General features: G+C 66.9%; 16 protein-coding genes. 3 read left to right on the top strand and 13 right to left on the bottom strand.

Annotated elements, in window-relative coordinates; all coding sequences use genetic code 11:
• The 12 genes from QN315_RS00185 to QN315_RS00130 form a co-directional block, all read right to left on the bottom strand.
• Positions 1 to 1,260, bottom strand: coding sequence for an amine dehydrogenase large subunit (locus QN315_RS00185; protein ID WP_323991015.1), 1,260 nt, complete (start codon positions 1,258 to 1,260; stop codon positions 1 to 3).
• Positions 1,261 to 1,621: 361 nt separating this feature from the next.
• Positions 1,622 to 3,181, bottom strand: coding sequence for a SpoVR family protein (locus QN315_RS00180; RefSeq protein WP_408904668.1), 1,560 nt, complete (start codon positions 3,179 to 3,181; stop codon positions 1,622 to 1,624).
• On the bottom strand, positions 3,181 to 4,488 hold the full coding sequence (locus QN315_RS00175; protein WP_323991013.1) for a YeaH/YhbH family protein: 1,308 nt from the start codon (positions 4,486 to 4,488) through the stop codon (positions 3,181 to 3,183). The genes QN315_RS00180 and QN315_RS00175 overlap by 1 nt, the downstream gene beginning before the upstream one ends.
• 19 nt (positions 4,489 to 4,507) lie before the next feature.
• Entirely contained in the window at positions 4,508 to 6,454 is a 1,947-nt protein-coding gene (locus QN315_RS00170; protein WP_323991012.1) for a PrkA family serine protein kinase, read from the bottom strand.
• Positions 6,455 to 6,932: 478 nt separating this feature from the next.
• Positions 6,933 to 7,724, bottom strand: coding sequence for an MBL fold metallo-hydrolase (locus tag QN315_RS00165; protein ID WP_323991011.1), 792 nt, complete (start codon positions 7,722 to 7,724; stop codon positions 6,933 to 6,935).
• 3 nt (positions 7,725 to 7,727) lie between these two features.
• Positions 7,728 to 8,519 carry a TatD family hydrolase gene (locus QN315_RS00160; protein WP_323991010.1) on the bottom strand — a complete coding sequence of 264 codons (792 nt, stop codon included), beginning with the start codon at positions 8,517 to 8,519 and terminating at the stop codon, positions 7,728 to 7,730.
• Complete coding sequence (gene metG / locus QN315_RS00155; RefSeq protein ID WP_323991009.1) at positions 8,516 to 10,054, bottom strand: methionine--tRNA ligase; 1,539 nt, start codon at positions 10,052 to 10,054, stop codon at positions 8,516 to 8,518. Before metG ends, QN315_RS00160 begins: the two co-directional genes overlap by 4 nt.
• Positions 10,051 to 11,010 (bottom strand): DNA polymerase III subunit delta', encoded by a 960-nt coding sequence (locus tag QN315_RS00150; protein WP_323991008.1) that lies wholly within the window; start codon positions 11,008 to 11,010, stop codon positions 10,051 to 10,053. Before QN315_RS00150 ends, metG begins: the two co-directional genes overlap by 4 nt.
• A gap of 3 nt (positions 11,011 to 11,013) precedes the next feature.
• Positions 11,014 to 11,667 carry a dTMP kinase gene (tmk, locus tag QN315_RS00145; RefSeq protein ID WP_323991007.1) on the bottom strand — a complete coding sequence of 218 codons (654 nt, stop codon included), beginning with the start codon at positions 11,665 to 11,667 and terminating at the stop codon, positions 11,014 to 11,016.
• Between the two features lie 5 nt (positions 11,668 to 11,672).
• Positions 11,673 to 12,935, bottom strand: coding sequence for a D-alanyl-D-alanine carboxypeptidase family protein (locus tag QN315_RS00140; protein ID WP_408904559.1), 1,263 nt, complete (start codon positions 12,933 to 12,935; stop codon positions 11,673 to 11,675).
• A 2-nt stretch (positions 12,936 to 12,937) separates the two neighbouring features.
• A complete protein-coding gene (locus QN315_RS00135; RefSeq protein WP_323991005.1) occupies positions 12,938 to 13,783 on the bottom strand; it encodes an RlpA-like double-psi beta-barrel domain-containing protein in 846 nt (281 codons plus the stop codon).
• A gap of 44 nt (positions 13,784 to 13,827) precedes the next feature.
• Positions 13,828 to 14,811, bottom strand: a complete 984-nt coding sequence (locus tag QN315_RS00130) for a lytic murein transglycosylase (protein ID WP_323991004.1) — start codon at positions 14,809 to 14,811, stop codon at positions 13,828 to 13,830.
• A 276-nt stretch (positions 14,812 to 15,087) separates the two neighbouring features.
• On the opposite strand from QN315_RS00130, the gene QN315_RS00125 reads away from it, so the two are divergent.
• Both QN315_RS00125 and QN315_RS00120 read left to right on the top strand, forming a co-directional pair.
• A complete protein-coding gene (locus QN315_RS00125) occupies positions 15,088 to 15,663 on the top strand; it encodes a VTT domain-containing protein (protein WP_323993678.1) in 576 nt (191 codons plus the stop codon).
• Entirely contained in the window at positions 15,660 to 16,760 is a 1,101-nt protein-coding gene (locus QN315_RS00120) for a D-alanine--D-alanine ligase (RefSeq protein WP_323991003.1), read from the top strand. Before QN315_RS00125 ends, QN315_RS00120 begins: the two co-directional genes overlap by 4 nt.
• 138 nt (positions 16,761 to 16,898) lie before the next feature.
• Here QN315_RS00120 and QN315_RS00115 read toward each other — a convergent pair whose 3' ends face one another.
• The gene (locus QN315_RS00115; RefSeq protein ID WP_323991002.1) at positions 16,899 to 17,375 is read right to left on the bottom strand and encodes an MlaD family protein; all 477 of its coding nucleotides are present in this window, start codon (positions 17,373 to 17,375) and stop codon (positions 16,899 to 16,901) included.
• Between the two features lie 116 nt (positions 17,376 to 17,491).
• On the opposite strand from QN315_RS00115, the gene QN315_RS00110 reads away from it, so the two are divergent.
• Positions 17,492 to 18,334 (top strand): undecaprenyl-diphosphate phosphatase, encoded by an 843-nt coding sequence (locus QN315_RS00110; protein WP_323991001.1) that lies wholly within the window; start codon positions 17,492 to 17,494, stop codon positions 18,332 to 18,334.
• Positions 18,335 to 18,340: the final 6 nt, after the last annotated feature.

Genomic DNA, 18,340 nt, shown 5'->3' with positions numbered 1-18,340 from the left:
TCATTCCCCGGGCGCCACCGTGAAGATGATGGCGTCGCCCAGCGCCTTGATCGTGCGGACGGGCTTGCCGTCGGCGCCGTTCAGGACATTCAGGTCGCCGGCTTCGTCCGTCAGCATGATGCGCGAATCCGCATCCTGGGTCACGCCGACCATCGTGCTGGGCTTGGCCAGGTGGATGCGCCGCACCAGCTTGTGGGACGGCAGGTCGAGTTCCCACAATTCGGTACCCGGGTCCTTGTGGGTCCAGAACGTGCCCTTGTGCATCAGGATGAACAGGTGCGAATCGCGTGCCCGTACGGCGGCCAACTGCCAGCCGCCGGGACGCCAGGCGACGTCGAATGGCGCGCGGGCATCGGATGCGGGTTTCAGCCCCGCCGCCGCCTGGATGGACCACGGGGCGGCGACGCTGGTCTGGGCGCCGAGCCGGGCGTCATAGACCAGTCCGCTATAGCTGATGAACCAGGCATGGCCGCCGGCCGCGACCTGGGGGCTGTGTTCGTAGACCGGGTCGCGATCCGGGACGAAGAAGGACGCCGTATGGGTCAGGGTGGGCTTGCCCGCCGCGTCGAGCTGAACATTGGCGAGCGAGCCGTCGCCGCAGACCGACGTGAAACCGGCGGGCCCCCACGGGAAGATCAGGCCGCAGCCCGGAACGTCGACGGTCTGGATTTCCGTCTTCTTCGCAGCGTCCACCACATGGACCGAATTGGTCGGGCTGGTGTCGTAGACATAGATGTAATGCCCGTCCGCGCTGACCGCCAGATCGGGCTTCTTCGGCGTGATCAGCGCCCGGCTGGACAGGTCGAGATCCATCGTGGGCAGCAGGGTCAACGGGTCGTAAGCCACCAGCATGTCGTGGCGCTTGCCGCGATTGCCGCGCTCCCACGTCGTTTCGGCGACATAGAACGACCGGCCGGCCGGATCGGCCGCGACATTGGCGTTATAGGCCGCCTGGACCATGCCCAGCAGCCTGCCGGTATCGAGGTCCACGACATAGACCCGGCCGTCCTTGTTGTGGCGATAGACGGCGTCCTCGATCAGGACGCGGTGCGGGCCGCCGGGCGACAGCTTGACGATGTCGCTTTCCTCGGTCTGCAGGATGGGGTCGGCTGCCCGCGCGGCGTCATGGGGCGCGGCGGCGCCGAGCAGGCCGGAGACTGCGAGGGCGGCGGCAATCCTGCGACATGTTCCACCCGGACGCGGGGATGTAACGGAGGCGGCCGGGACCCGATTCGTACCGCGACGCCGATCAGCCGACATGAACCCGTCCGGCCGGCGAAAGAGCTATCATTTTCATCCAGCTACCTTGTCTTCCAACTTTATCTGGCACGCTGCCTGGCAATCTCGTCCGGCAATGGATGCGCGGGCTCGATCGAATTGCGATACAAATTTTTGGAAGAAAAGACCAGCCGTTTCCCGGACGAGATAAATTCGCTGGGCGGAACTTCGTCAAAAACATCATAAAAATACTATAGCATATTGTATTTGAAGTTTTAATTTTGAATTTCCCAATCCGGACGATCAACGGAACCCGATGATGCCGGCAGTGAAAACGGCATCATAAAATTATGTTTTTACGGATGATTGTTTATCGCCGGGCAATCCGGCACCAGATCCGGAATCAGGTGGGCACATTGGCGGTATGGGTCGTGAGCACGGCACCGGTCTGGGTGTCGATTTCCTTCAGAATCACGCCATAACCCCATAGGGTTGAAAGATAATTCAATGTCTGGCGCGCATCGTTGGGCTGTAGCAGTTGGCCGGCGCGGCTGCGATGTTCGAGCACCAGCGTGCGGTCGCCGAGCAGATCGACATCGACGATTTCGATTTCGGTATAGAACGTGCCGGGATCGTAGGTCAGGGCCACGCTCCGGCGGATATCGCGATAGCCGGCTTCGTCATGGATCGCGTCGACCAGCAGATAGGGCTGGCTGGTATCGTCCCGCAGGCGGAACATGCGGAAATCGCGAATGGTCTTCGGCGACAGGAATTGCTGGATGAAGCTTTCGTCGCGATATTCGGCCCAGGCGTGCCGCAACGTGCCGATCGCGTCGCCATTGCCCGCGATGTCGGGGAACCAGGTCCGGTCCTCGGCGGTCGGCTCGGTGCAGATCCGCGCGATGTCGGTCATCATCGCGTAGCCCAGCGCGTAGGGATTGAAGGATGGGCCGCCGCCCGCGTCGAAGCCGAGCTGGGTAATGACGTTCGACGTGGAATGGATGACTTCGAGATAGGCGGCGTCATCGATCCGGCCGAGTTCGTGCAGGCGGCGCATGATGTAGGCATGCACCCAGGTGGCGCAGCCTTCGTTCATCATCTTCACCTGGGGCTGCGGGTAGAAATATTGCGCGACCATGCGCACGATGCGGATGATCTCGCGCTCCCACGATGCCAGGCGGGGGGCGTGTTTTTCGAGGAAATAGAGCAGGTTCTCCTCGGGCAGGCCCAGGCGGCGGCGGGACAGCGCGTCCTCGGCCTGATGGTCGCCGCCCGGCGCGTCCTCGATCGGGAGGGTCCGCCACAGATCGTTGAACATGCTGTCTTCATAGGCGCGGCGGTCGCGGGCGCGCTGCTGCTCGGCCTTGAGGTCCAGCTTGCGTGCGCCGGAATGGCGATGCACCCCCTGGTTCTGCAAGGCGTGCGCGGCATCGAGGATGCGTTCGACCGCGCGCAGCCCGTGCCGTTCCTCGCATCGCGCGATGTAGCCACGGGCGAATTCCAGGTAGCCGAGGATTTCCGACGGGTCCGTCCATTCGCGGAACAGGCGGTTGTTGCGGAAGAAATGGTTGTGGCCGAACGCGGCATGGGCGATCACCAGCGCCTGCATCGTCGCGGAGTTTTCCTCCATCAGGTACGAGATGCAGGGGTCCGAATTGATCACCACCTCATATGCCAGGCCCATCAGCCCGCGCCGATAGGCGTTTTCGTGGCCGATGAAGCGCTTGCCGAACGACCAGTGCTTGTAGCCCAGCGGCATGCCGTGCGCCGTGTAGACGTCCAGCATCTGTTCCGAGGTGATGATCTCGATCCGGTTGGCGTAGGTTTCCAGCCCGAGTTCGGTCCGGGCGATCTCCTCGATCGCGTCGTAACAGTCCCGGATGACCTGGAAGTTCCAGTCATTGCCGGTGTAGAGCAGCCCGCCCCGGCGGGCGGACGGCCCATTGGGAGTGATCTGGCCCATCATGCCTCGGCCGTATCGTGCTGGCGGGAAAACAGGTCGCGGAACACGGGGAAGATTTCCTTGCGGTCGCCCACGTGGCGGATCGCCAGGTGCGGGTTGTGATCGGCGATCGCGCGGTAGCTGCGCCACAGATCGGTCTCGCCCCGGATCACCGCGCCCGAGCCGGTGATTTCGATATAGGCGTAGTACTGCACCACCGGCAGGATGGCGTCCTGCAGCAGGCTGGCCGTCCGCTGGGTGTCAGAGGACGCGTTGTCGCCGTCCGAAGCCTGGGCGACATAGATGTTCCAGGTGCCGGACGGATAACGCTCGCGCTGGATGCCGGACATCAGTTCCAGCGCCGAGGAGACGATCGTCCCGCCGGTGCGCGGATCGTGGAAGAAGACGTCCTCGTCCACTTCCTCGGCGCTTTCGGCGTGGCGGATGAAGACGATTTCGACCTTCTTGTAGCGCCGTTCGAGGAAGACGTGCAGCAGCAGGAAGAACTGCTTGGCCAGGTCCTTCATGCGTTCGGTCATCGAGCCCGAGACGTCCATGATGCAGAACATCACGGCGCGGGTCGCGGGCTGGGGCAGCACCGTATAGCGGCGATAGCGCAGATCGACCGGATCGACCCAGGGGATGCGCGCCAGGCGCCGGAGGATCGTGCCGCGCTGTTCGCGCAGGGTTTCCAGTTCATCGAGCGCATCGGCCCCCAGGGGGCGCTGGTCTTCCAGCTCGGCGATCCGGGCTTCGACGGCGCGCAGATCGTCGGGCTTCGGGCGGCCCAGCCCGATGCGCCGCGCGATCGAGCGGCGCATCGTCCGCCCCAGATCGAGGTGCGAGGGCGACCCCTCGTTGCTGAGCCCGGTGCGGCTGGGCGTACCGGATTCGGTGGTCGCGATCTCGCGCTTGACCAGGTCGGGCAGTTCCAGGTCGTCGAAGAACAGGTCGAGGAATTCGTCGCGGCTGAGCACGAAGCGGAAGGAATCCTCGCCGCCGCCATTCTCGCCGGCCTGGCCGTCGCCCCCTGCGCCCTGCCCCGCGCCGCCCTGCGGCCGCTGCAGCTTGTCCCCGCGCGAGAACTCCTTGTTGCCGGTCAGCACGATCTCGCGCATCCCGTCGGTGAAGACGCGGTGAAAAGTGGGTTCGTGCAGCGCGTCGGACGGAACCGAGACCGCGTTGCCTTGTCCGATCTCCCTGATCTTGCCGCGCGCGACCGAGTCGCGCACCGCCTGCTGCACTGCCGAGCGCGCCCGCTGCAGGACGCGACGGCGGTTTTCGATATTCTTCCCATGGGGATTGGGACGTCTGTCAATGATATCCACTGGGCGGCACCATTCCCGTTCAGGCGGACTGCTTCACCCGCATGTACCACTCAACGAGCCTTCGAACCTGTCGTTCCGTGTAGCCGCGCGCCACCATCCGCTCGACGAACTCGTCATGCTTGCGTTCGGTTTCTCCATCCTTTTTGGACCCGAAACTGATGACCGGCAGCAGGTCCTCGACCTGGCTGAACATCCGTTTCTCGATCACGTCGCGGATCTTCTCGTACGAGGTCCAGGACGGGTTGCGGCCGCCGTTGGACGCCCGGGCCCGGAGCGAGAACTTGACCACCTCGTTGCGGAAATCCTTGGGATTGGCGATGCCGGCCGGCTTCTCGATCTTGGTCAGCTCGGCGTTCAGCAATTCCCGGTTCAGCATCTGGCCGGTGTCGGGGTCCTTGAAATCCTGGTCCTCGATCCACGCATCGGCGTAGTCCAGGTAGCGGTCGAAGAGGTTCTGGCCGTAATCGTTGTAGCTTTCGAGATAGGCCTTCTGGATTTCGTGGCCCAGGAATTCGGCATAGCGGCCGGCCAGCTCCGACTTCAGCGTCGCCAGGTACGTGGCCTCGGTCTCGGGTGGGAATTGTTCGCGCCGGATCGCCTGTTCCAGCACATACATCAGATGCACCGGATCGGCCGAGATTTCGGTCGAATCATGGTTGAAGGTGGCCGAAAGGACCTTGTACGCGAAGCGGGTCGAGATGCCATCCATGCCTTCGTCCACGCCGGCGGCGTCGCGATATTCCTGCATGGTGCGGGCCTTGGGGTCGGTCTCGCGGATATTTTCGCCGTCATAGACCCGCATCTTGGCGAACTGGGTCGAGTTGGCGTGCGGCTTCAGCCGCGAGAGGACCGCGAAGCGGGCCAGCATTTCCAGCGTGTTGGGTGCGCAGGGCGCGTCGGCCAGGCTGGAGGACTGGACCAGCTTTTCATAGATCCTGGTTTCCTCGGCCACGCGCAGGCAATAGGGGACCTTGATCACGCAGACGCGATCCAGGAACGCCTCGTTGGTACGGTTGTTGCGGAAGCTCTGCCATTCGGCCTCGTTCGAATGGGCCAGGATCACCCCGGTGAAGGGGATGCCGCCGATATTCTCGGTGCCGACATAGTTGCCCTCCTGCGTCGCGGTCAGCAGGGGGTGCAGCATCTTGATCGGCGCCTTGAACATCTCGACGAATTCCAGCAGCCCCTGGTTCGCGCGGTTCAGCCCGCCCGAGAAGCTGTAGGCGTCGGGGTCGTTCTGGCTGTAATGCTCCAACTGGCGGATATCGACCTTGCCGACCAGGGCGGAGACGTCCTGGTTGTTGTCGTCGCCCGGCTCGGTCTTGGCGATCGCGACCTGCCGCAGCCGCGACGGATGCACCTTGACCACCGTGAAGCGCGACAGGTCGCCGTCGAATTCCTCGAGCCGCTTCAGTGCCCAGGGGCTGGCGATGCCGGTCAGCATCCGGCGGGGAATGCGATATTGCCGTTCGAGCGCCTGGGCCATGCGGTCGGGATCGAACAGGCCCAGCGGATTCTCGAAGACCGGGCTGAGATGGCGCCCGGCCTTGAGCACGTAGATCGGCTCTTTCTCCATCAGGCCCTTCAGCCGTTCGCCGAGCGACGATTTGCCGCCCCCCACCGGACCCAGCAGGTAGAGAATCTGCTTGCGTTCCTCGAGCCCCTGGGCGGCATGGCGGAAGAAGCCCACGATCTGTTCGATCGTCTCTTCCATTCCGAAGAAATCGGAGAAGGCCGGATAGACCCGGATCGTGCGGTTCATGAAGATGCGCGACAGGCGCGGGTCGCGGGACGTATCGACGGTGCGCGGCTCGCCGATCGCCTTGAGCATGCGTTCGGCCGCCGTGGCGTAGCAGGACGGATCGGCCCGGCACAGGTCGAGATAGTCCGACAGGGTCATCTCGACCTCGCGGCGCTGATCGCGCATCGCGTTGGCCAGGGAAAACACAGTGGTGTCAGAAGCCATCGGCAGATGTCTCCGAACGGCGGCCCGATCCGCGTCGGGCGGGCGACCGTCAATCATGGGCGATGTTTCCCGGGTGGAGACCGATCCCCGTCCGGGAAGGAATGTCAGCCTGAAACGCCTGGCGGGCGACCCCGCGCGGGCGCGCCTGTCTCGCTGTATTGAAGAGCTATTTCATGCTTGCGGCTTTTCAAGCCGCGCATGATGTGCTCTACCGTCACGGTCAAATTTTTCATCCAATGCTCATCCCCTTGTCAGGCAAGCCCTTGTCAGGCGGGTTGGCATGCCGCGACCCCGGGCAGAGGCGGCTCGGCAAGCACGCGGTGTCGCGGGTTGGCAGGGCAGCGGATTCTGTGGGTGGCCACGTCCAACGGTATCGCCGCAGATAGTCGCGATTCAACCTAAATCGCACGATAGGCCGAAACACTCCCCAGCTTACACGGGTTTTTGCAAACCGGATCCGAGGCCGGGCGCGCGCCGCCTAGCGGAAGGCCACGCGCAGGCCGTCATAGGCGGCCTCGACCCCCTGGGGGAGGTTTTCGGCCATCCAGGCCCAGTCCATGTCGGTGCCCATATGGGTCAGGATCACGCGGCGCGGACCGATTCGCGACCGCCATTCCAGGACCCGGTCCAGCCATGCATGGGCGCTGTGGGCGGCGGATCGCTGGAAGCAGTCCACCAGCCAGGTCTCGACCCCTTCGAGGGCCGCCAGGGCTTCGGACGGCAGTTCGACCACGTCGGTGGAATAGGCGATGGTGCCGCAGCGCAGCCCCAGCGACAGGGTGCGGCCATGAATCTGCTCGAACAGGGTCAGGCGCAGGCCCGCGACGTCGATCGTCTGGCCCGCATGCACGATATGGGGCACCACGACCGGCCGGTAGAAGCCGGGCGGCGACCAGGGCCGGAAGGCGTAGCTGAAGCGATTTTCCACCTCGGCCAGCACGGACGGCGTGCCGTAGACCGGCAGCGGCCTGTCGATGATGCGGTTGATGCCCCGGACCTCGTCCAGCCCGGCGATATGGTCGGCGTGGGCGTGGGTGTAGAGAATGGCGTCGAACCGGTCGATCCGCTGCGCGAGCAACTGGTCGCGGAGATCGGGACCGGTATCGACCAGGAGCGCCCGGCCATCGGCGCCGCGCAGCAGGACCGAGGCGCGGCTGCGCCGGTTGCGCGGTTCGGCCGGGTCGCAGACGCCCCAGTCGCCGGCGCCGCCGGGGCCGCCGATCATCGGCACCCCCGCGGACCCGCCGCATCCCAGCACCACCAGTTCCATCCCTCAGGCCGCCCGGCTGAACAGGCGATGGAAATTGGCGGTCGTGAGGTCGGCCAGCGCCGCGGGCTCGATGTCGCGGAGTTCGGCCAGGCGCCCGGCGGTGTCGGCGACGAAGGCCGGTTCGTTCCTGCGCCCGCGATGCGGCACGGGCGCCAGGTACGGCGAATCGGTTTCGACCAGCAGCCGGTCGGGCGGAATCGTCCGCGCGACGTCGCGCAGCGCGTCCGAGCGCGGAAAGGTCAGGATGCCGGAGAAGCTGACATAGCCGCCCAGTTCCAGCCCGACCCGGGCGAGTTCCGGCCCCGAGGCGAAGCAATGCAGCAGGAAGCGGAACGGCCCGCCGGCCGCGACCTCATCCCGCAGGATCGCCGCCACGTCGTCATCGGCGTCGCGGGCGTGGATCACCAGGGGAAGGTCCATCCGGCGCGCCGCCTGGATATGGGCCCGGAAGCGCGCCTGCTGCAGCGGGCGCACCGCCTCGGCGCCATGGAAGTAATCCAGGCCGCTTTCGCCGATCCCGATCACGCGCGGATCATCGGCCAGGGCCACGATGCCGGCCGCGTCGTCCATCGTGCACTCCTCGACATGGTCGGGATGGGTGCCGACCGTGCACCAGACGCGCAAATCCGGCCGGCTGAAGCGGGTCAGGTCCTTCTGCTGCGCGGCGCGGGACAGGCGGGTGCCGATCGTCACCATGCCTTCGACCCCCGCGGCGCGGGCGCGATCCAGCAGGTCGGGGATCGCATCGTCGGGGAAATGGTCGAGATGGCAATGCGAATCGATCAGGCCCGTCATGACGGCGTATCCTCGACATAGCGGGGGAAGATGCCCTGCGGCGCGGGGAGCGCCCGGCCGGCCGGCAACGGGGTTGCCAGCGCGGCGAACGCGCGCTCGTCCTCGGCCACGCCGAGCTGGGCCAGCAGCCTGGCCATGCTGTCGGGCATGTAGGGCTGGAGCATCGTGCCGATGACGCGCAGGGCGTCGGCCAGCACGCGCAGGACCACCGCCATGCGCTCGGGATCGGTCTTCTTCAGCGCCCAGGGGGCCTGACGGTCGATATAGGCGTTGCAGGCGCGGATCACCCGCCAGACATCCTCGAGCGCGTCGGTCAGGGCGCGGCGATCGATCTGCTGGTGCATCAGGGTGGGCAGGAGGTCGGCCTGGGCCAGCAGGGCCAGATCGTCCTCGATCCGGGCGCCGCATGCGGGGAGGAGGCCGCCGCAATTGCGCGCGACCTGCGACAGGGTGCGCTGCGCCAGGTTACCCAGGTCGTTCGCCAGCTCGACATTCATCCGGTTGATGATCGCCTTGCGGCTGAGGTCGCTGTCGCCGCCGAAGGGCATTTCGCGCAACAGGAAGAAGCGGACCGGATCCAGCCCGAATTCGGCGACCAGTTCGCGCGGGTCGACCACGTTGCCGAGCGACTTGCTCATCTTCTCGCCCTCGATGGTCCACCATCCGTGCGAGAACACGCAGTCGGGCAGGTCCAACCCGGCGGCCATCAGCAGGGCCGGCCAGTAGACCGCGTGGAAGCGCAGGATGTCCTTGCCCACCAGATGCAGGTCGGCCGGCCAGAAGGGCGCGCGCGGGTGATTGGGGTCGGGGAAGCCGACGGCCGACAGGTAGTTGGCCAGCGCGTCGACCCAGACATACATCACATGATCGGCGTCGCCGGGCACCGGGATGCCCCAGCGGAAGCTGGTGCGGCTGATCGACAGGTCGCGCAGCCCCTGGCGGACGAAGCTGGCGACCTCGTTGCGGCGGGACGCGGGCTCGACGAAGCCGGGGCGGGTTTCGTACAGCGCGAGCAGCCGGTCGGCGAAGTCGGACAGGCGGAAGAAATAGGAGGGTTCGCGCACCCATTCGACCGGCGCGCCGGTCGGCGCGACCCGGGTGCCGTCGGGGCGGGTGAGCAGTTCGTCCTCGTTGTAGAAGCTTTCGTCGCGCAGGGCGTACCAGCCCTCGTACGCGCCGAGATAGATGTGGCCGTTCGCGGCGATCCGTTCCCACAGCGCCGAGGCGCCGGCGATGTGGCGCGGTTCGGTGGTGCGGATGAAATCGTCGTACGAGACGTTCATCGCGTCGTACATCGCGCGGAAATCGGCCGAGACGCGGTCGGCGAAGACGATCGGTTCGACCCCCGCGGCCTGGGCGGCCTGTTCGACCTTCTGCCCGTGTTCGTCGGTGCCGGTCAGGAAGAAGACGTCATGGCCCTCCAGGCGCTTGAAGCGTGCCACCACGTCGGCCGCGACCGATGTGTAGGCATGGCCGATATGAGGCGCCCCGTTCACATAATAGATCGGTGTCGTGACGTAATAGCGCCGTGTCATGTTCCACTCACCAACGACAGGCCGGACAGGATGGCCTGATGTTTATCCAGATTGAATCGTTCCGTCTCGGCCCGCAGATGGACCAGTTCGCGCCACAGATCGACCGCGTGGTCAGGCCGCGGCACCGGATTGCCGGATGCGGGCAGGCGCGCGGCCGTCCGCGTGCGCACCGATATGGCATCACACAGCAGATCGAAGAAGACTGAAAACCCATTCTCCCGCTTCAGGATCGTCTCGGCAATCTCATACATCGTCCCTGCCCCCACCGGCCCCGCCAGCACCTGCTCGACCAGGGCGCCCAGCGCGCCGCCGTCGCCCGCCAGCAGGGCCAGCGCGCGGCCCGGCGCGCCATGGGACAGCGGGATGACGCGGGCGATGTCCCCGGCATCGGCCGTGCTGACCCGGGACAGGACCGCCTGCATGTCCGGCGCGGACAGCGGGCCGAGCTTCAGGATACGGCAGCGGCTGCGGATCGTCGGCAGCAGGCGGCCCGGGGCGGCGCAGGTCAGGACCAGGATCGCGCGGGGGGGCGGTTCCTCGAGGATCTTCAGGATCGCGTTCGCGGCGCTGCGGTTCATGTATTCGGCGCCGTCGACGACCACGACCCGCCATCCGTCCTCGGCCGCCGTGCGGTGCAGGAACCGGCCGATCGGCCGCACGTCGTCGGCCACGATTTCGGCGCGCATGCGCTGGCGTTTCTCGTCCACGCCGCGCGCGATGCCGAGCAGGTCGGCGTGGCTGCCGGCGGTGATGCGTCGTCCGGCGGGACTGTCGGGGTCGGTGCCGTTCAGCAGCAGACGGGCCATCCAGAAGGCGAACGTCGCCTTGCCGATGCCCTCGGGCCCCGTCAGCAGCCAGGCGTGATGCAGCCGGCCGCCGCGCAATGCCGACTGGAAGGCCAGGCGCGCGTCATGGTGGCCGACCGGCTGCGGGGTGTCGCGCGGCTGCGGCGGCACGTCCTAGACCGTCCCGGGCGCTTGTGGGGGGGCGGCCAGGCGGGCATCGACCAGGGATGCGACGTCACGGGCGACGTCCGCGGCCGGACGGTCGGCGGGCACCGGAAGACAGCGCCCGGGCTGGGCGCGGATCGCCGCGGCGAACCCGTCGGCGACCCGGCCATGGAAGGACTCGTCGGCGGATTCGTAGCGGTCGGCCGCGCCGCCGCGGGCACGCAGCCGTTCCAGCGCGCGGGCGCGCGGCACGGCCAGGACCAGGGTCAGGTCCGGCATCAGCCCGAGCTGCGCGGTCAGCGTCGCGATCAGGTCCAGAATGTCGGGATCGGCGTGGCCCTGGCCATATCCCTGATAGGCCAGGGTGGAATCGACGAAGCGGTCGCACAGCACGATGGCGCCGCGCCGGAGCGCCGGGCGGACCAGCCGGTCGACATGATCGAACCGGGCCGCGAAATGGCCCAGGATTTCGGCGCGCAGCGACAGGTCGTGCCCGCCGAACAGCAGGAAGTCGCGCAGTGCCTCGGCCCCCGGGGTGCCCCCGGGTTCACGCGTGCAGACCACGTCGTACCCGGCGGCGCCCAGATGGGCCGCGAGGTGCCGGACCTGGGTGGATTTTCCCGCCCCCTCGCCCCCTTCGAACGTGATGAACAGCCCGGGCATCGCGATCAGTGCCGGCCGAATTTCTGGCCCAGCACCGTCGAGGCGCGGGCGAACAGGCCCAGGCGCGCCACGTCCTGCCCCGCCACCAGCGGCATGCGGATATCGGCCAGGCCGGGATTCGAGATCACCAGGTCGCCCAGAACCTGGCCCGCCGCCACCGGGGCGGGAACCGGCGCCTGGTAATCGACCCCGATATGCGCGCGGGTCCGCCAGCCATGGGGCAGGGTCATGACGATGTCGCGCGTCGCCACCAGGGCGACGCCGGGCTGCGTACCCAGCCAGACCGACGCGTGCTCGACCACGTCGCCCTTGCGGAACAGGGTGGCGTTTTCGAAATTGGCGAAGGACCATTCCAGCAGGCGTTCGCCCTCATGCGCGCGGGCGTTGCTGGAGGGCATGCCGTTCAGGGCGAGCACCACCCGATTGCCGCCGCGATCGGAGCTGGCGCACAGGCCGAATCCGCCAGCGTCGGTGTGGCCGGTCTTGAGCCCGTCGGCCAGCCCCTTGTCCACCAGGACGTTGCGGTTGCCCTGCGAGATCTTGTTGAACCGGTAGTCCTTCTCGGAGAAGAAATGGTAATATTCGGGGAAGTCGCGGATCAGCCGGACGGCCAGGACCGCCACGTCGCGCGCCGACATATAGTGATTGTCGGCGGGCCAGCCGGTGGCATTCATGAAATGCGAATTGGTCAGGCCGATTTTCGACGCCGCGTCGTTCATCAGCGCGACGAACTGGTCCTCGGACCCCGAGACACCTTCGGCCAGCACGATGCAGGCATCGTTGCCGGACTGGATGACCATGCCCTGGATCAGGTCCTGAACCGCGATGCTTTCGCCCAGCGGCACGAACATCTTGGACCCCTGCATCCGCCACGCCTTCTCGCTGACCGGCAGGGCCTGGTCCAGTTTCAGGCGGCCGGATTTCAGCATGCCGAACACGATATAGGCCGTCATCATCTTGGTCAGCGACGAGGGGGGCATGCGCTCGTCGGCCGCCTTCTCCAGCAGGGTCGCGCCCGTGGTGACGTCCAGGATGCAGGCCCAGCGCGCCAGCGTGTCCACCGGACCGACCGGGGTCGCCGCCGGCGGTCCGGCGGGCGCCGCGCCGTCCTGCGCCGAATCGTCGGGCGCGGGCGCAGGCGCGGGATGCGCGGCGTGGGCGTGGGCCGGGGCCGCGTGGCGCCGGCGGGGCGCCGCGAGCGCCTGGGAACCGGTCGCCGCCATTGCGGCGGTTCCGGCCAGAAGGAACCTTCGGGTCTGCACGTTCATCCCTATTCGACGACGATCCGGGCCCCGGTTACTCCGGCACCCATTACCTGGTCCAGCCCCTGGTCGGCGGCCTGGACATTCGTGAACGGGCCGACATGGACCCGCCACATCGCGCGGCCGCGCGCGCGGACCGGAACGACCCGCCCCCCGGTGCGCGCCGCGGCGATTTCGGCGTAGCGCAGGGTGGAAAAGGTGCCCACCTCGACGAAGAGCAGCCCGCCTTCGACGTACCCCTGGCGCACCGCCGGAGGCAGACTGCCCATCAGGGGCGCGATGTCCGCCGCGCCGGCCACGCCGGACGGCGCGGCGACGATCGTGCCGCCACCCGTGCCGTCCAGCGATTCGGCGCGGACCTGTCCGACCGGCGCCGCGCTGACGTCCAGGTGCTGCCCGCCCGGCAGGGACTCGGCCAATTGTTCGTTCTGGACCTCGAGCCCGGTGACGGCGACGCGGGCGGGTGCCGTGCCGATCCCCAGCAGGGCGGCGGCGCGCGGGGTCAGGCCGATCAGCCGGCCGGGCGAGACGGGGCCGCGGTCATTGACCCGCACCGTGATCTCGCGCCCGTTTTCCAGGTTGCGCACCGTGACGATGGCCGGCAGTTGCAGCGTGGCATGGCTGGCCGTCATGGCACCGGCATCGTAATGCTCGCCATCCGTGGTGACGAAGGGCGTGCGATCGGCGTCGGCCACCGCCAGGCCCGTGGCCTGATAGGCGAAATCTTCCTGCGGATAGCGCCAGACGCCGCCCATCTTGTAGGGCGCGCCCACCACGTAATGCGGCGCGGCCGGCGGCAATGGCGGTTCGGCGCGGCGGTGGCAGCCCGCGAGCCCGAGGACCAGCAGTTCCATGGCAAGCAGGCCCGCGGGGCGTATACGGCGCGTCACAGGGCGCGTCACGTCACGTCGCGACCCAGCAGACCGACCGCCAGCGCGTAGAAATCGGACGGGTTGTAGCGCCTGATGACGGAGAAATTGCGGTATACCATGAACGCCTCGCCTCCCGGCCCGTCGGGGCGGATCACCGCCCCCCTGATGTCGGTGCGCGAGAAGCGCCGCCCGTCCAGGCGCGTGACCCCGCGATCCATCCATTCGCCCAGCGTGCGGACCGCGCCGCGGCCCAGTTCGGATTGCGCGAGCACGGGGGGCACCGCGATTTCCTGCCCCCAGGGTTCGCCCGGCACCCAGCCGCAGCGGCCCAGATAATTGGCGATCGAGCCGAAGACGTCGGGCTCGCTGGTCCAGATGTCGCGGCGGCCGTTGCCGGCATAATCGACCGCGTAGCGCAGATAGGCGCTGGGCATGAATTGCGGCTGCCCCATCGCGCCGGCATAGCTGCCGGTCATGTTTTCCGGCGCGACGTCGCCGTGGTCGAGGATGCGCAGCGCGTTCATCAATTCGGCGCGGAAAAAGGACGCCCGCCTGCCGTCATAGGCCAGGGTGGCCAGCGCGTCGGTGATGCGAAAGCTGCCCGTCCGGGTGCCATAGGCCGATTCCAGGCCCCATATGCCCATCAGCGGCTGCGGATCGGCGCCGTAACGCCGGCTGACCGCGCGCAGCAGCCCCATCCGCATGGCGGATGCCGCCTTGCCGTCGGCCAGCTTCTTGGCGGTCAGGACGCGCTGGCGGTACTGTGCCCAGGTCAGGGTGAATTCCGGCTGATGCTGGTCCAGTTGCAGCACGCGTGCATTCGGCGCCTCGAGCGCCAGCGCCCGGCCGACGATGGACGGCGACAGGCCCTGGGCGAGGGCGTCGGCACGGATGCCGGCCAGGAAGGCGGCGTAGGATCCCGCCTGGGATGCGCGCGCGCGAAGGGGCGCCGCGGCGGCCAGCACGGCGCCCGAAGCGGCCGAAATCAGAAAATCACGACGTCCTGTCATGGGGAAATCTGTGCCACATTCCCCGGCAGGCTTTCAATCCTCGCCGCCAGGCTCTCATGATTTGTCTCATGATTTATCACTGGCCCGCTCCCATGATTTGTCGGTGGCGGCGAAGCGTGCGACAAGGACCCGCGACCGGGGCGGCGATCGTCGCCCGAATGCCCGCGCGGAACGGGCCCCGTGAGCGAAAGGCTTGGGCGAGAGGCTTGATGCAGTGAGGATTTCGACCCGTCCGCCCCGGCCGAACCGACGGCCGGCAGCCCGTTCTTCATGATGATGTTCCCCTCTCTTCCCCCTCTTCTGGCCGATGCCGGCAATTCGCCCCTGTTTCAGGCGGCGGTGATCATCGTCGCCACCTTCATCCTGGAAGATGCAGCGACCATCCTGACGGCGATGGAGGTGCAGTCGGGCCCGGTCGCCATGCCGCTGGCGCTGGGGGCGCTGTATGTCGGCATCGTCGTCGGCGATCTGGGGTTGTACGGCCTGGGGCGCCTGGCGGCGCTCTGGCCGCCCGCGCGGCGGTGGGTCAACCTGCCGAGCGGCCATGACGGGCAACGCTGGTTCGCCCGCAACGTTTTTCGCATCGTCTTCATCAGCCGCTTCATCCCCGGCGCGCGGCTGCCGCTCTATACGGCGTGCGGCTTTTTTCACGCCAGCATCGCCCGCTTCGCCGCTGCCGCGGTCATGGCGACGCTGATCTGGACAACGCTGCTGTTCGCTGTATCGCTTAGGGTCGGCCAGTTCCTGATCGACCATCTGGGCGAATGGAAATGGCTGGGCATGGCCGGTTTTGCGCTGACTATCCTTCTTGTCGGCCGGATCGTGGCCAGTGTGCGGAGTCCGTCCCGATGAACCATGCCTCGACCGCCGCCCCTGCCCCGGCCAATCCTGCGCAGCCGGCATCGCCGCTGTCGATGTTCGAATTCTGGCCGGGCTGGATCTTCTATACCCCGATCGTGCTGTACTGGATCGCCATGGGGGTGCGGCACCTGGATTTCAGCCTGCCCACGGCGGCCAATCCGCGGATCGAGACCGGCGGCCTGTGCGGAGAGAGCAAGACGGCCATCCTGGACATGGCCGGCGAGACGGCCGGACGCTGGATCGCGCCCTACACCACCATGACCACCACCGGTTCCGCCGAGGACGCAGCGGCGGCGCGGCAGGCGCTGGCGCAAGCCGGGCTGGCGCTGCCGATCGTGCTGAAACCCGATATCGGCTGCAACGGCACCGGCGTGAAGCTGGCCGCCACGCCGGCGGAGCTGGCCCGGGCCGCGGCGCAGTTTCCGCCCGGCACGGGCCTGATGCTGCAACGGCTGATCCCCTACGAACATGAGGCCGGGGTGTTCTATATCCGCCATCCGGACGAGCCGCGCGGGCGGATTACCTCGCTGACCTATAAGGAAGCGCCGGTCATCGTCGGCGACGGACGGTCCACCGTGCGGCAACTGATCGACGCGGACGCACGCACCGGGCTGGTGCCGCATTTGTACCTGCCGCGCCTGGGCGCGCGCGTGCATGACGTGCTGCCGGCCGGAGAGCCGATGCGGCTGGTCTTTGCCGGCAATCACTGCAAGGGGTCGATCTTCCGCAACGGCGCGTCCGACATCACCCCTGCCCTGACCGAACAGATCGACCGGATCATGCAGGATATTCCGGATTTCCATTTCGGCCGGATCGACCTGAAATTCGAATCCATCGCATCGCTGCGCCTGGGCCGGGGGTTCGAGATCATCGAGATCAACGGCGTCGGCTCCGAGGCGACCCATATCTGGGATTCGCGCACGACGCTGCGCGAGGCCTACGCCGCGCAGTTCAGCCACTACCGGGAGACGTTCCGAATCGGCGCCAAGAAGAAGAAGGCCGGATGGCGTTCCAGCGGCGCGCTGACCATGCTGCGCTCGTGGCGTCGGCAACGGAAATTGCTGGCGTCCTATCCGATGAACGACTGACGGTCCGGTCGAATCTGGGGGCGAGTCTCTGGGCGAATTTCGGGGCGAATCGGACGTCTCAAGCGGATCGTGATTTGGTGGACCGATGTCATCACGTGAAAATGCGCGGCAAAACAAACGTCTTGGAGCATGCGCGGGTCAATCCGATCCTGGCGTCGAATCGGAGGGCAGGCCACCATTACCGAAGATGTAATTGCTGACCTGCTGTTCGAGACTGACGGCCTCTTGCGCATTTGTGATGACGGCGCCGGGGGCCAGGTGGGTGGGCGCCTTGCCGGGCTGGACCATCAGCGCGTCCTCGTCCGTCATGGTCGCGCTGCCGATCGTCACCGCGCTGTCGGCCGGAAGCTGCAGGGCGCGGTCGACGGTGAAGCCGACATTGGCCATGGCGCTGACCGGATCGAGGGTGATGGCGGTGACGCGGCCGACCGGCACGCCCGCCAACTGGACCTCGGCCCCCACATGCAGCCCGTTGGCCGATATGAACCGGGCGGTCAGGTGGTAGCGGTCATGGCCCAGATCGACCTGCGACGCGCGGGCATAGGCGTAGAACGCCCCGGCCACCAGCAGAACCAGTCCGCTGAACACGATCGCGCTGCCATTTTCTCGCGCCAAGCGCCCCTCCTGCTCCATTCCGTGCCGAACTTCGGCCCCGGCGCACGCTATCCGCTTGCCGAAGGCCAGGAAAGTAAGGCACCACAATATTGTAATTCACCATGGACGGCCGGACAATGACACTCATCCAAGCCATAGTGATCGCCATTCTTCAGGGGGCGACGGAATTGTTCCCCGTCAGCAGCCTGGGACATGCCGTGATCGTCCCTGCCCTGCTGGGCTGGGTGGTCGACCCGAGCGGCGACATGTTCCTGCCGTTTCTGGTCATGCTGCACCTGGGCACGGCAATCGCGCTGCTGGTCTTCTTCTGGAAGGACTGGGCCGCGATCGTGCGCGGCATCTCCGGCCGGGACGGCAGCCAGCGCCAGGCCGAGAGCATCCATATCGTGGCGCTGCTGGTGGTCGCGACCATTCCGGCGGTCATTATCGGCTTTTTGCTTGAACATTGGCTGCGCACGCTGTTCGGAACGGCGCGCTTTGCCGCGATCTTCCTGTTCCTGAACGGGTTGCTGCTGCTGCTGACCGAACGGATCAAGGCGCGTCAATCCATGACCGAGGGCGGGGCCATCGCGTCGCTGACCTATGCCGATGCCGCGATCATCGGGCTGTGGCAGTGCGCGGCGTTCTTTCCGGGCATTTCGCGCTCGGGCGCCACGATCATCGGCGGGCTGTTCCGCAACCTGAACCATGAAGGGGCGGCGCGCTTCTCGTTCCTGATGGCGCAGCCGGTGATCTTCGCGGCGACGGTGCGGGAAGCCATGCATCTTCGCCATGTCGCCGTCCCGCAGGGCCAGATGCAGTTGGCCGCGATCGGCGCCGTCGTCGCCGCGATCACCGCCCTGGCCAGCACCGCATTCCTGATGCGCTATTTCCACAACCATGAAAAATGGGCGCTCAGCCCGTTCGCCTATTACTGCCTGGCGGTCGGCGCCGCGTGCTTTTTCTATCTGGGCCGGTGATCCGCG

Source organism: Nguyenibacter sp. L1, from assembly GCF_035199985.1.
In the GTDB taxonomy this organism is placed as follows: domain Bacteria; phylum Pseudomonadota; class Alphaproteobacteria; order Acetobacterales; family Acetobacteraceae; genus Gluconacetobacter; species Gluconacetobacter vanlangensis.
The sequence above is the reverse complement of the archived record's forward strand: the minus strand, read 5'-3'. Positions and strand labels throughout refer to the sequence as shown.